Raw genomic sequence first — 12,432 nt, forward strand, 5'->3', positions numbered from 1 at the left:
GGTCCGGCAGCAACGGCTCGATCCGTGCCCATTGGGCGTCAGTCAACGACACACATCAACCAACGATCAGATGATCGGTAAGAAACGGCCTAGGCCTACCGCGCCCCGTAGACCGGCAGCGGTGCCTGCGCCGCCGCGAGGAGTTTCCCGGCGGCCTCCCCCGCCTCCGCCGGGGTCCAGCGCGCGCCCCGGTCCGCCGTGGGGCCCGGCCGCCAGCCCTCCATCACCGTGATCCGGCCGCCCTCGGCCTCGAAGACCCGGCCCGTGACCCCCGCCGAGGCCTCCGAGCCCAGCCACACCACCAGCGGGGAGACGTTCTCGGGGGCCATCGCGTCGAAGCCGCCCGCCTCGGGGGCGGCCATGGTCTCGGCGAAGGTCCGCTCCGTCATCCGGGTCCGGGCCGCCGGGGCGATCGCGTTGACCTGGACGCCGTAGGGGCCCATCTCCTGCGCCGCGACCAGGGTGAGGCCGAGGATCCCGGCCTTGGCCGCGCTGTAGTTGCCCTGGCCGACCGAGCCCAGCAGTCCGGCCCCGGAGGAGGTGTTGACCGCCCGGGCCGCCACCGGCCGGCCCGCCTTGGCCTCGGACCGCCACCACGCGGCCGCGGACCGCAGCGGCAGGAAGTGGCCCTTCAGATGGACCCGCATGACCGCGTCCCAGTCGTCCTCGTCCAGGTTGACCAGCATCCGGTCCCGCAGGAACCCCGCGTTGTTGACCAGGGTGTCCAGCCGCCCGAAGGTCTCCACGGCCGCCGCCACCAGCGAGGCCGCGCCCTGCGAGGTGGCGATGTCCCCGCCGTGCGCGCGGGCCTGCCCGCCCAGCGCCTCGATCTCGGCGACCACCCGCGCCGCCGGGCTGTCCGGCCCCGGCAGCCCGTCGAGCCCGACCCCGAGGTCGTTCACGACGACCTTGGCCCCCTCCGCCGCGAAGGCCAGGGCATGGGCGCGCCCCAGCCCCCGTCCCGCGCCCGTCACGATCACGACCCGGCCTTCGCACAGTCCCGCCATCTCAGCTCTCCTTGTTGACAGTTGCCGCATCCAAGAACGCGGGGCGCTCCCCGCCCCCGTGCACGAGCAGGCTCGCCCCGCTCACGTAGGCCGCCCGGTCCGAGGCCAGGAACACCACCGCCTCCCCCACGTCCGAGGGTTCCGCCAGGCGCCCCAGCGGGACGGTGGCGCCGACCGCCGCGACACCGGACTCGTCGCCGTAGTGCAGGTGGGACAGTTCCGTCCGCACCATGCCGAGGACCACCGAGTTGACCCGTACGTCGGGGGCCCATTCGACGGCCATGGACCGGGCCAGGTTCTCCAGCCCCGCCTTGGCGGCGCCGTATGCGGCCGTCCCGGGTGAGGGGCGGGTCCCGCTGACGCTGCCGATCATGACCACCGAGCCCCGGGCCTCGCGCAGCCAGGGGTAGGCCGCGAGGGAGGCGGTGAGCGGGGCGAGCAGGTTGAGTTCGACGACCCGTGCGTGGCGCTGCGCCTCGCCCTCGCCGAGCAGCCGGTACGGGGTGCCGCCCGCGTTGTTGACCAGGCAGTCGAGTCGTCCGTACCGGCCGGCGACCGCGCCGAAGAAGTCCTGGACGGCGGCCGGGTCGCGTAGGTCTACCGGGGTGAAGGTGGCCTTCCGGCCGTCCGCCGACACCGGCTCCTCCGCGGGCCGTCGGGCACAGACGATCACGTCCGCGCCGGCCGCGAGGAACGACCGGGCGATTCCGGCGCCGACGCCCCGGGTTCCTCCGGTGACGACGACAACCCTCCCGTCGAGCTCCATAGGCTGCTACCTTCCTCACCTAACAAATGTTTGGTGGAAAGGTAGCTGATCCGCTCATGGGTGTCTCCACCTCACGCCCCGACAAGGGCATCGCACTCGTCACAGTCGACTTCCCGCCCGTCAACGCGCTCCCGGTGCAGGGCTGGTACGACCTCGCCGACGCCCTGCGGGCGGCCGGCCGCGACCCCGAGATCCGGTGCGTCGTCCTCGCCGCCGAGGGCCGTGGCTTCAACGCCGGCGTCGACATCAAGGAGATGCAGCGCGACACCGGGCACGCCGCCCTCGTCGGCGCCAACCGGGGCTGCTACGAGGCCTTCGCCGCCGTCTACGAGTGCGAGGTGCCGGTGGTGGCGGCCGTGAACGGGTTCTGTCTGGGCGGCGGCATCGGGCTCGTCGGCAACGCGGACGCGATCGTCGCCTCCGAGGACGCCACCTTCGGGCTGCCCGAGCTGGATCGAGGCGCGCTCGGCGCCGCAACCCACCTGGCCCGGCTGGTCCCCCAGCACCTGATGCGCGCGCTGTACTACACCTCGCGCACCGCGACCGCCGCCGAACTGCACACCCACGGCTCGGTCTGGCGGGTGGTGCCGCGGGCGGAGCTGCGCGCGGCCGCCCTGGAGCTGGCCGGCGAGATGGCGAAGAAGGACGGCTACCTGATCCGGCTGGCGAAGGCGGCCATCAACGGGATCGACCCCGTGGACGTGCGCCGCAGCTACCGCTTCGAGCAGGGCTTCACCTTCGAGGCCAACCTCAGCGGGGTGGCCGACCGGGTCCGCGACACCTTCGGGAAGGGAGAGCGCGCATGACCGGCAGGACGGACAAGGTACTGACCCCCGAAGAGGTGGTCGGGCAGTTGCGCAGCGGCATGACCATCGGCATCGGCGGCTGGGGGTCCCGGCGCAAGCCCATGGCCCTGGTGCGAGCGCTGCTCCGCTCCGAGATCACCGATCTGACCGTGATCTCCTACGGTGGCCCCGACGTCGGCCTGTTGGCCGCCGCCGGCCGGATCCGCAGGCTGGTGGCCCCTTTCGCCACCCTCGACTCGATCCCGCTGGAGCCCCACTTCCGGGCCGCCCGCGAGCGCGCCGCCTTCACGCTCACCGAGTTGGACGAGGCCATGTTCATGTGGGGCCTGCACGCCGCCGCGAACCGGCTCCCCTTCCTCCCGGTCCGGGCCGGCCTCGGCTCCGACGTGATGCGCGTCAATCCGGAGCTGCGTACGGTCACCTCCCCCTACGAGGACGGCGAGGAGCTCGTCGCCGTCCCGGCCCTGCGCATGGACGCGGCCCTGGTCCACCTCAACCGCGCCGACCGCTTCGGCAACGCCCAGTACCTGGGCCCGGACCCGTACTTCGACGACCTGTTCTGCGAGGCCGCCGACGCCGCCTACGTCTCCTGCGAGCGGCTCGTCGAGACCGCCGAGCTCGCCAAGGCCGGCCCCCCGCAGTCCCTCCTCGTCAGCCGGCACTCCGTGACCGGGGTCGTGGAGACCCCGAACGGCGCGCACTTCACCTCCTGCGTCCCCGACCACGACCGCGACGAGGCCTTCCAGAAGCTGTACGCGGCCACCCCCTGGGACGAGTTCTCGGCCCGCTTCCTGTCCGGGGCGAGCGAGCACGACTACCAGCTGGCCGTCCGGGCCTGGCACGAGGAGCAGCAGTGACGAGCACCGACACCACCACCGCCCCCCGCACCGCCTCCCGCGCCGAGTACTGCGTGATCGCCTGCGCCGAGGCCTGGCGCGACAACGGTGAGGTGCTGGCCAGTCCGATGGGCCTGATCCCGTCCTTCGGTGCCCGGCTGGCGAAGCGGACCTTCTCCCCCGATCTGCTGCTGACCGACGGCGAGGCGATGCTCGTCGGGCTGGACGGCACGGCCGAGGGCTGGCTCCCGTACCGGCGCCACCTGACGATGGTCACCGGCGGCCGGCGGCACGTGATGATGGGCGCGAGCCAGATCGACCGGTTCGGCAACCAGAACATCTCCTGCATCGGTGACTGGGAGCTGCCGACCCGCCAGCTCCTCGGGGTGCGTGGCGCGCCCGTGAACACGCTGAACAATCCGGTGAGTTACTGGGTGCCCAAGCATTCGAAGCGGGTGTTCGTCGAGCGTGTCGACATGGTCAGCGGGGTCGGCTACGACCGCGCGGAGGCCGCCGGGGTGACCCGCTTCCACCGGCTGCCCCGGGTGGTCAGCGATCTGGGGGTCTTCGACTTCGCCGGACCCGGGCGCTCGATGCGCCTGGCCTCCGTGCATCCGGGCGTCACCGTCGAGGACGTCCTGGCGGCGACGGGCTTCGAGCCGGCGGTCACCGGCGAGGTCCCGTTCACCCGGGAGCCGACCGCCGAGGAGCTGCGGCTGATCCGCGAGGTGATCGACCCCAAGGGGCTGCGCGACCGCGAAGTGCGGGTCTGAGGCGATGGGGAGGGCGATGACGATGCGGACGGCGTTCACCGAGCTGGTGGGGGTCGAGCACCCCCTCGTACAGACGGGCATGGGCTGGGTCGCCGGCCCCCGGCTGGTGTCGGGCGCGGCCAACGCGGGGGCGCTGGGCATCCTTGCCTCGGCCACGATGACCTTGGACCAGTTGCGTTCGGCGGTCCACGAGGTGAAGTCCCGCACGCCGGAAGGGACTCCCTTCGGGGTCAATCTGCGGGCGGACGCGGGGGACGCGGCCGAGCGCGCCCAGTTGATCATCGACGAGGGGGTGCGGGTCGCCTCCTTCGCGCTGGCGCCGTCGAAGGAGCTGATCGGGCGGCTCAAGGACGCGGGTGTGGTCGTCATCCCGTCGATCGGGGCCCGGCGGCACGCGGAGAAGGTGGCCGCCTGGGGGGCCGACGCGGTGATCGTGCAGGGCGGCGAGGGAGGCGGTCACACCGGGGACGTGGCCACGACGGTACTGCTGCCGCAGGTCGTGGACGCCGTGGACATCCCGGTGATCGCGGCGGGCGGCTTCAGCGACGGGCGCGGCCTGGTATCGGCCCTGGCGTACGGCGCCGCGGGCATCGCGATGGGCACCCGATTCCTGCTGACCTCGGACTCGACCGTCCCCGACGCCGTGAAGGCCGAGTACCTGAAGGCCACGGTCAAGGACGTCACCGTGACCACGGCCGTCGACGGACTGCCGCACCGCATGCTCCGTACGGAGCTGGTCGACTCGCTGGAGCGGGCGGGCCGGACGCGGGCGTTGGTGCGGGCGGTGCGGCACGCGGCCGGCTTCCGGAAGCTGTCCGGGCTGAGCTGGTCGCAGATGGTCCGGGACGGCCTCGCCATGAAACACGGCAAGGACCTGTCCTGGAGCCAGGTCCTGCTCGCCGCGAACACTCCGATGCTCCTCAAGGCGTCCATGGTCGAGGGCCGTACGGACCTCGGCGTCATGGCATCGGGCCAGGTCGCGGGGGTGATCGACGATCTTCCGTCCTGTGCGGAGCTCGTCTCCCGCGTGATGGCCGAAGCACAACAGGCACTCGAATCACTCGACGCATTCACCTCGCACGAAGCATTCACACCGCCTGAAGCACCGCACTCGCTCCGCACCCTGCCACCACCAGGGTGATCCCCCTTCTCCGTCACAGGAGTCGCCCCTATGAGCCGTGCCCGCATCCGCCTGGTGATCGCGGCGGCCGCCGCCGCTCTCGCCGTCGGGACCCTGCCCGCCGCCGCGTACGCGGCGGCGGCGCCCGGAGCCGGGGTCAGCGCCCGGCACCACCAGCACCGCTACCAGCCGCAAGCCGAAACGATTCGCCAGATTCCCCTCCAGGGCGCCGTCAACCTCCGGGACATCGGCGGCTACCGCACCTGGACCGGCGGTCAGGTCCGCCAGGGACTGGTCTACCGCTCCGACGCACTGAGCAAGCTGACCGCAGCCGACGTCACCACCGTCGCCGGTCTCGGCCTCAAGAAGGTCGTCGATTTCCGCATTCCGATGGAGCTCCAGTACGACGGCGCCGACCGGCTGCCCGTTGGGCTCTCCCCCACCTCGCGCCCCGTGAGCGACCTCGGCCTCTACGGGACCCTCGTCGGCGCGATCGGCAGCGGCGATCCCGTCGTCCAGGAGCAGATGCTCGGCGGCGGCCGCGCCGAGGCCTACATGCGCGACATCTACCGCACCTTCGTGAGCAACCCCGAGAACCGGGCGCAGTTCGCGGCGACCCTGCGGGAGATCGCCGACGGCCGGCAGGGCCCGGTCCTGTACCACTGCACGTCCGGCAAGGACCGGACGGGCTGGATGAGTTACGTCCTGCTGCGCGCCCTCGCCGTCCCCGAGGACACCGCGGAGCGCGACTACCTGGCGTCGAACACCTTCCGCGCCGGCTACGACGCCCAGGTGCGGGCGGGCCTCAAGCAGTCGGGCCGGATGCAGAACCCGGACCTGCTGATCCCGCTCCAGGAGGTCCGCCAGGACTACCTGGACTCGGCGACGGCGCAGCTGGAGGCCGACTACGGCAGCTTCTACGGCTACCTGACCAAGGGCCTCGGCCTGGACGTGTGGACGCTGGCGAAACTGCAGGACCGGATGGTCCGGTAGGCGCCGGCGGACAGCACGACGCCGGGCGGCGCTTCGCGCGCGGCCCGGCGTCGTCGTGTTCGGGGTGGGTCAGACCGCCCGGCGGCGGCCCTGCCCGCCGGTGCCGACCCGGCTGCGGGCGGACGCCGCGGCGGCGCCGCCACCGCTGCCACCGGTCCCGCGTCGGCCGCGCTCGCCGGAGCCACCGGCCGCCGCGCCGCCGCCCTGGCCGCCGCGCCGGGCCTGGCCCGAACCGGAAGCCGCCGGGGCCTGCCCGGAGGAGGCGCCCCCGCCGGAACGACGGCCCCGACCGCCGGCCGCCGGAGCGCCGCCCGTGGCGGCACCGGTGCGCTGCCCGCCGCCGGAGCGGCGGCGTGCGCCGGAGCCCGTGCCGGAGCCGGAGCGCTGCTTGGGCGCGGTCGGCTGCGGAACCTCCAGCACCACCGGGATGCCCGAGGGCTCCTTGGCGCCGGTGAGGCGGGCCAGTTCCTCGTCGGAGGACTTGATCTGGGCGGTGCGCGGGGAGATCCCGGCGTCCGACATCAGCCGGGTCATGTCCCGCTTCTGGTCGGGCAGGACCAGGGTGACCACGCTGCCGGACTCGCCGGCACGGGCGGTGCGGCCGCCGCGGTGCAGGTAGTCCTTGTGGTCGGTGGGCGGGTCCACGTTGACGACGAGGTCGAGGTCGTCGATGTGGATGCCGCGCGCCGCGACGTTGGTGGCGACCAGCGCGGTGACCTCGCCCGTCTTGAACCAGTCGAGGGTGCGGTTGCGCTGCGGCTGGGAGCGGCCGCCGTGCAGGCCGGAGGCGCGTACGCCGTCGGCGAGGAGCTTCTTGACCATGCGGTCGACCCCGCGCTTGGTGTCGACGAACATGATCACCCGGCCGTCGCGAGCCGCTATACGCGTCGCCACGGCCTTCTTGTCGGTCTCGTCCATGACGTACAGGACGTGGTGCTCCATGGTGGTGACCGCACCGGCCGACGGGTCGACGGAGTGGCCGACCGGGTCGGTCAGGAACATCTTGACGAGCTTGTCGATGTTCTTGTCCAGCGTCGCCGAGAACAGCATCCGCTGGCCGCCGGCCTCGACCTGCTTGAGCAGCGCCGTGACCTGCGGCATGAAGCCCATGTCGGTCATCTGGTCGGCCTCGTCGAGGACGGTGATCGAGACCTGCGAAAGGTCGGCGTCGCCACGGTCGATGAGGTCCTTCAGACGGCCGGGGGTGGCGACGAGCACCTCGGCGCCGCGGCGCAGGGCGCCCGACTGCCGGTTGATCGACATGCCGCCGACGACGGTCGCGATGCGCAGGTTGACGGCGGTGGCGTACGGGGCCAGTGCGTCGGTGACCTGCTGCGCGAGCTCACGGGTCGGTACGAGGACCAGCGCGAGCGGCGCCTTCGGCTGCGCGCGGCGGCCGGCGGTACGGGCCAGCAGCGCCAGGCCGAAGGCCAGCGTCTTGCCGGAGCCGGTACGGCCGCGGCCGAGCAGGTCACGGCCGGCGAGGGAGTTCGGCAGCGTCGCGGCCTGGATCGGGAACGGCTCGGTGACGCCCTGGGCGGCGAGGGTCTTCAGCAGCGCCTCGGGCATGTCCATGTCGCCGAACGACTCGACCGGCGGCAGCGCCGGGGCGATCGGCTCGGGCATGGTGAATTCCTGGGGCCGGGCGACGGGCGCGGACTTCTGCCGTCCCGCGCCAGACTTCGGACGCCCCTGGGCCGCACCTCGACCCCGGGTGGGGCGGCGGCTGGGTCGTGCGGAGCTGGAGCTGGTCATGCGAGAAAGCCCTCCTGAAACCGGCAGGTAAAACAAAGGTCGAGACAGCAGACAAGCCGGGGCCCGCACCTCGCGGTGCGGACCCCGGCATGCTGAAGAACTTAGGCGGGGATGATGTTCTCCGCCTGGGGGCCCTTCTGGCCCTGGGTGACGTCGAAGGACACGCGCTGGCCCTCCTGGAGCTCACGGAAGCCCTGGGTGGCGATGTTCGAGTAGTGGGCGAAGACGTCCGGGCCGCCACCGTCCTGCTCGATGAAGCCGAAGCCCTTTTCCGAGTTGAACCACTTCACGGTGCCAAGTGCCATTTTAAATCTCCTGAATAGGCGGCAAAGGGCCCCATCCGGAGATTCCGGCAAAACAATAAAAGCGCCTGCGGAGCATTCCCGTCAGGCGCACATAAAGTTCATGGGTACCACAACTGCAACGAGCTCTAAGCTAGCACACCTCGCTGCGGGGAGTCTTGGGGCGAAGGGTGTGACCTGCACCCTTCGCCCCGTCGGCGGGTGGCGTCCCGACCTGCCCGGTAGGCCGGTCGGCGGGCCGCAGGCCCGGTCCCCCTTGGGTCGTGGGCGGTCCCGGCCCGGCCGGACACCCGCCCCGCGCGGGGCGAAAAGATTCACCCCTGGGGGTCGGACCCGGCCGGCCGGCAGGGTCCGCCGCGGGCCGCCATGGGCCGCCATGGGCGGCCGCGGGCGACGAAGTCCCTGGCGGCCTCCCGCACCAGCTGGTTGGATCATGGAATGGCAGCGATAAAGGAGCCCTGGGGGCTCAGTGTGCTCGGCGCGGGCAGCGTGTCCGCCGAACCCCGACTCGCCCACGTGGACCTGGCGGTCGATCTTCTCGCCCCGACCCCGAAGGCGGCCTTCGCCGAGGCGGGCGCGGCCGTGACCCGGCTGCGGGCCGTCCTGCGCGAGCACGGCGTACCGGACTCCGACGTGTCCGGCTCCCGGCTGCAGCTCACCTCGCAGTACCGGGGCTACGGCGCCGACCGGACCTTCCACGGCTACGCCTGCGTGGCCACGTACACGGTGCGGACGGAGGCGCTGGCCGGGCTGGAGCTGCTGATCGAGGACGCGGTCACGGCCGGCGCGAACCGGGTCGAGGCCGTGCGGTTCGAGGTGGACGACAAGCCCGCGATGCGCGACGAGGCCCGGCGCCGGGCGGTGGCGGCCGCCCGGCGCAAGGCCGAGGTGTACGCGGAGGCGTGCGGACTACGGCTGGGGCCGGTCATCCACATCGAGGACGTCGACCCGGAGTCGGTGGGCGGCCACAGCCACGGCCGCCGCACGGGCGGGGACCCGGAGGACGACGGCGCCCTCACCCCGGGCTCGGTCCGCGTGGAGGCGGCCGTCCTCCTCGGCTTCTCCCTGCTCCCGCAGTGACCCGTAGGGCGACTACAGCCGCTCGATGATCGTCACGTTCGCCTGGCCGCCGCCCTCGCACATCGTCTGGAGGCCGTAGCGGCCTCCGGTGCGTTCCAGTTCGTGCAGGAGGGTGGTCATCAGCTTCACGCCGGTCGCGCCCAGTGGGTGGCCGAGGGCGATCGCGCCGCCGTTGACGTTGACCCGCTCCGGGTCGGCGCCGGTCTCCTTCAGCCAGGCCAGCACCACCGGGGCGAAGGCCTCGTTGATCTCCACCAGGTCGATGTCGGCCAGGGACATGCCGGTCTTCTTCAGCGCGTACGCCGTGGCGGGGATCGGGGCGGACAGCATGCGGATGGGGTCCTCGCCGCGTACCGAGAGGTGGTGGACGCGGGCGCGCGGCCGCAGGCCGTGTTCCCGTACCGCCCGCTCGGAGGCGATCAGCATGGCCGCCGCGCCGTCGGAGACCTGGGAGGAGACGGCCGCCGTGATGGTGCCGCCCTCGACCACCGGCTTGAGGCCGGCCATCTTCTCCAGGGTCGTGTCCCGGCGGGGACCCTCGTCCACGCCCACCTCCCCGTACGCCACCGTCTCGCGCGCGAAGCGGCCCTCGTCGATGGCCCGGATCGCCCGCCGGTGGGAGCGGAGCGCGAACTCCTCCATGTCCCGCCGGGTGATCCCCCACTTCTTCGCGATCAGCTGCGCGCCGTGGAACTGGTTCACCGGGGCGTCCCCGTACCGGTCCCGCCAGCCCGCCGAGCCCGCGTACGGGCCCTCGGTCAGGCCCAGCGGCTCCGCCGCCTGCCGGGAGGCGAAGGCGATCGGGATCATCGACATGTTCTGCGTGCCGCCCGCGACCACCAGGTCCTGGGTGCCGGACAGGACGCCCTGCGCCGCGAAGTGCACGGCCTGCTGGGAGGAGCCGCACTGCCGGTCGACGGTGACCCCGGGCACCTCCTCGGGCAGGCCGGCCGCCAGCCACGCCGTCCGGGCGATGTCACCGGCCTGCGGCCCGACCGTGTCGAGGCAGCCGAACACCACGTCCTCCACGGCGGCCGGATCCACCCCGGACCGCTCGATCAGTGCCTTCAGGACGTGTGCGCCCAGGTCGGCCGGGTGGACGGCGGCCAGGCCGCCGTTCCGTCGCCCCACGGGGGTGCGTACCGCATCGACTATGTAGGCCTCGGGCATCGGGATCTCCTCGGACGGTCGGTCGGGGATGTCAGGTGGGGCGCAGTGCGATCCCGTCCAGCACCATCGACAGGTACTGGCGGGCGATCTCCTCGGGGCTGTGCTGTCCGCCCGGCCGGTACCAGGAGGCCGCCACCCACACCGTGTCGCGCACGAAGCGGTAGGTGAGGCGGATGTCGAGGTCGGCGCGGAAGACCTTGGCCTCGACCCCTCGCTCCAGCGTCCCCAACCAGGCCTTCTCGAACTTCTGCTGCGAGTCGGACAGGTAGTGGAAGCGGGGCTGGGCGGAGAGGGTGCGGGACTCCTTCTGGTAGATGGCGACGGCGGCGCGGTGCCGGTCGATCTCGCGGAAGGACTCGGTGACGAGGGCCTCGATGGTCTCCCTCGGGCCGAGACCCGCGGCGAGGACGGTGTCGTACCCGTCCCACAGTTCGGTCAGGAAGGCCGAGAGGATCTCGTCGAGCATCGATTCCTTGGAATCGAAGTGGTAGTAGAGGCTGCCGGCGAGCATGCCGGCGGCGTCGGCGATCTTGCGGACGGTGGTGGCGTTGTAGCCCTGCGCGGCGAAGACCTCGGCGGCGGTGTCGAGGAGTTCACGACGCCGTTCGGGGGAGGCCGTCACCTGTGGCTTCTTCGGGGATGTCGGCTTGTTCGTTGGCACGCGTCCATTCTCGGCCTAGGCGTGCTGGCTGCTGACCGACACCGTCTCGCCGGTCATGTACGACGAGTAGGCGCTGGCCAGGAAGACGATGACGTTGGCGACCTCCCAGGGTTCGGCGTAGCGGCCGAAGGCCTCGCGGGCGGTCAGTTCGGCCAACAGTTCCTCGCTGGTGACCTTCACCAGGTGCGGGTGCATGGCCAGGCTCGGGGCGACCGCGTTGACGCGTACGCCGAACTCGGCGGCCTCCAGGGCCGCGCAGCGGGTCAGTGCCATCACTCCGGCCTTGGCGGCGGCGTAGTGGGCCTGGCCGGTCTGGGCGCGCCAGCCGATGACGGAGGCGTTGTTGACGATCACCCCGCCGCTGCCGGAGGCCTGGAACGCGCGGAGGGCGGCGCGGGTGCAGCGGAAGGTGCCGTTCAGGGTGACGTCGAGGACGCGGGACCACTGCTCGTCGGTCATGTCGACGAGGGCGGCGGTGCCGCCGAGGCCGGCGTTGTTGACGACGATGTCGAGGCGGCCGTGGGTGCGTTCGGCGCGGGCGAAGAGGGCCTGGACCTGCTCCTCGTCGGTGACGTCGCAGGGCAGGGAGGTGACGCGGTCCGCGCCGAACTCGGCGGCGAGCGCCTCCTCGGTCTCCTTCAGCCGGCGGGCGTGGGCGTCGCCGATGACGATGCGGGCGCCTTCCTCCAGGAGGCGGCGGGCGGTGGCTCCGCCGATCCCGGCCCCGGCGGCGGCGGTGACGACGGCGGTGCGGTCCTTCAGCAGTCCGTGCCCGGGGACATAGTCGGGGGTGCTCACGCCCGTACCTCCTGGGGAAGGCCGAGGATCCGCTCGGCGATGAGGGTGCGCCGGATCTCGTCCGAGCCCGCGTAGAGGGTGTCGGCGCGGGAGAAGAGGAATTGCCGCTGCCGGTCGTCGAGGTCGTACGGGTCCCCGTGCGCGCCGGTGGCGAGGAGCGAGCGGGCGGCGCGGACGTCCATGGCGAGGGCGCCGTTGGTGCGGGCCGGTGCGGCGAGGGCTTCGAGTTCGCGGCCGGGTCCGCCGGGGCCCTTGAGGGCGGCGAACTCGCCGGTGAGACGGGCCCGTAGCCACCCCCGGACCTCGGTGCGGAACTCCTCGACGCTGCTCATGGCCGTACGTTAACCTACCAAACACTTGTTAGG

14 protein-coding genes are annotated in these 12,432 nt (G+C 72.4%); 6 read left to right on the plus strand and 8 right to left on the minus strand.

Annotated elements, in window-relative coordinates; translation table 11 throughout:
- Nucleotides 1-95: 95 nt before the first annotated feature.
- Together ACGFYY_RS36935 and ACGFYY_RS36940 are read right to left on the minus strand one after the other, a co-directional pair.
- On the minus strand, nucleotides 96-1,007 hold the full coding sequence (locus ACGFYY_RS36935) for an SDR family oxidoreductase (protein WP_393716334.1): 912 nt from the start codon (nucleotides 1,005-1,007) through the stop codon (nucleotides 96-98).
- Between the two features lies 1 nt (nucleotide 1,008).
- On the minus strand, nucleotides 1,009-1,773 hold the full coding sequence (locus tag ACGFYY_RS36940) for an SDR family oxidoreductase (protein ID WP_393716336.1): 765 nt from the start codon (nucleotides 1,771-1,773) through the stop codon (nucleotides 1,009-1,011).
- Nucleotides 1,774-1,829: 56 nt separating this feature from the next.
- On the opposite strand from ACGFYY_RS36940, the gene ACGFYY_RS36945 reads away from it, so the two are divergent.
- From ACGFYY_RS36945 to ACGFYY_RS36965, 5 genes are read left to right on the plus strand one after another with little or no spacing between them, the layout of a single operon-like run.
- Nucleotides 1,830-2,579: an enoyl-CoA hydratase family protein gene (locus tag ACGFYY_RS36945; RefSeq protein ID WP_393716338.1), complete on the plus strand. Its 750-nt coding sequence runs from the start codon at nucleotides 1,830-1,832 to the stop codon at nucleotides 2,577-2,579.
- A complete protein-coding gene (locus tag ACGFYY_RS36950) occupies nucleotides 2,576-3,436 on the plus strand; it encodes a CoA transferase subunit A (RefSeq protein WP_393716340.1) in 861 nt (286 codons plus the stop codon). The genes ACGFYY_RS36945 and ACGFYY_RS36950 overlap by 4 nt, the downstream gene beginning before the upstream one ends.
- A complete protein-coding gene (locus ACGFYY_RS36955; protein WP_393716342.1) occupies nucleotides 3,433-4,188 on the plus strand; it encodes a CoA-transferase subunit beta in 756 nt (251 codons plus the stop codon). The genes ACGFYY_RS36950 and ACGFYY_RS36955 overlap by 4 nt, the downstream gene beginning before the upstream one ends.
- Before the next feature lie 22 nt (nucleotides 4,189-4,210).
- The gene (locus tag ACGFYY_RS36960) at nucleotides 4,211-5,329 is read left to right on the plus strand and encodes an NAD(P)H-dependent flavin oxidoreductase (protein ID WP_393716407.1); all 1,119 of its coding nucleotides are present in this window, start codon (nucleotides 4,211-4,213) and stop codon (nucleotides 5,327-5,329) included.
- A gap of 30 nt (nucleotides 5,330-5,359) precedes the next feature.
- Nucleotides 5,360-6,301 (plus strand): tyrosine-protein phosphatase, encoded by a 942-nt coding sequence (locus tag ACGFYY_RS36965; protein WP_393716344.1) that lies wholly within the window; start codon nucleotides 5,360-5,362, stop codon nucleotides 6,299-6,301.
- A gap of 69 nt (nucleotides 6,302-6,370) precedes the next feature.
- Here ACGFYY_RS36965 and ACGFYY_RS36970 read toward each other — a convergent pair whose 3' ends face one another.
- Nucleotides 6,371-8,056 carry a DEAD/DEAH box helicase gene (locus ACGFYY_RS36970; protein ID WP_393716346.1) on the minus strand — a complete coding sequence of 562 codons (1,686 nt, stop codon included), beginning with the start codon at nucleotides 8,054-8,056 and terminating at the stop codon, nucleotides 6,371-6,373.
- A gap of 101 nt (nucleotides 8,057-8,157) precedes the next feature.
- Nucleotides 8,158-8,361: a cold-shock protein gene (locus ACGFYY_RS36975; protein WP_030010141.1), complete on the minus strand. Its 204-nt coding sequence runs from the start codon at nucleotides 8,359-8,361 to the stop codon at nucleotides 8,158-8,160.
- Nucleotides 8,362-8,796: 435 nt separating this feature from the next.
- Here ACGFYY_RS36975 and ACGFYY_RS36980 point away from each other — a divergent pair, with 435 nt between their 5' ends.
- Nucleotides 8,797-9,438: an SIMPL domain-containing protein gene (locus ACGFYY_RS36980; protein WP_365275146.1), complete on the plus strand. Its 642-nt coding sequence runs from the start codon at nucleotides 8,797-8,799 to the stop codon at nucleotides 9,436-9,438.
- A gap of 12 nt (nucleotides 9,439-9,450) precedes the next feature.
- Here the strand turns inward: ACGFYY_RS36980 and ACGFYY_RS36985 are convergent, their stop codons facing one another.
- From ACGFYY_RS36985 to ACGFYY_RS37000, 4 genes are read right to left on the minus strand one after another with little or no spacing between them, the layout of a single operon-like run.
- Nucleotides 9,451-10,608 (minus strand): acetyl-CoA C-acetyltransferase, encoded by a 1,158-nt coding sequence (locus ACGFYY_RS36985; protein WP_393716349.1) that lies wholly within the window; start codon nucleotides 10,606-10,608, stop codon nucleotides 9,451-9,453.
- Nucleotides 10,609-10,639: 31 nt separating this feature from the next.
- Entirely contained in the window at nucleotides 10,640-11,269 is a 630-nt protein-coding gene (locus ACGFYY_RS36990; protein WP_030731529.1) for a TetR/AcrR family transcriptional regulator, read from the minus strand.
- A gap of 15 nt (nucleotides 11,270-11,284) precedes the next feature.
- Nucleotides 11,285-12,067 carry an SDR family oxidoreductase gene (locus ACGFYY_RS36995; protein WP_393716352.1) on the minus strand — a complete coding sequence of 261 codons (783 nt, stop codon included), beginning with the start codon at nucleotides 12,065-12,067 and terminating at the stop codon, nucleotides 11,285-11,287.
- The gene (locus ACGFYY_RS37000; protein WP_393716354.1) at nucleotides 12,064-12,399 is read right to left on the minus strand and encodes a hypothetical protein; all 336 of its coding nucleotides are present in this window, start codon (nucleotides 12,397-12,399) and stop codon (nucleotides 12,064-12,066) included. The genes ACGFYY_RS36995 and ACGFYY_RS37000 overlap by 4 nt, the downstream gene beginning before the upstream one ends.
- Between the last annotated feature and the right edge of the window lie 33 nt (nucleotides 12,400-12,432).

Origin of the sequence: Streptomyces sp. NPDC048331, from assembly GCF_043201215.1 — a bacterium.
Lineage (GTDB): Bacteria > Actinomycetota > Actinomycetes > Streptomycetales > Streptomycetaceae > Streptomyces.